This is a genomic window from Bradyrhizobium sp. LeoB3 (assembly GCF_055456055.1).
In genome coordinates this window covers 1-251 of the sequence record NZ_JBVBEF010000471.1, presented here as the reverse complement: position 1 = coordinate 251, position 251 = coordinate 1, and the positions used below count along the sequence as shown (strand labels likewise).

Genomic DNA, 251 nt, shown 5'->3' with positions numbered 1-251 from the left:
ATCGATCATCCCAGCGGCCGAGCATTGGGACAAGCCGCGCCGGTAAGCTGCGATGGGGCAGCACAGACGGCTCGGCGGAACAGGGGCGAGCAGTGTCATCGGCCAAGCTTCGTGCGTCAAAAATTTTGAATGAGTTCGGTGAGGCACAATCCGAACTGATCGGCATCGCCGTCGTCCTTACTAACGGAAAGGCAGGTACGGTCGAGAACGTTTGGCTGGATGAGTTGCACGGCCTTCGGATTTCGATCAAA

General features: G+C 57.4%; 1 protein-coding gene. It reads left to right on the top strand.

The genetic code is table 11. From position 1 onward, the window contains the following. Positions 1 to 92 precede the first annotated feature (92 nt). Positions 93 to 251: PRC-barrel domain containing protein (locus ACZXDY_RS46750; protein ID WP_464350138.1), on the top strand; the 159-nt coding region annotated here is incomplete at its 3' end.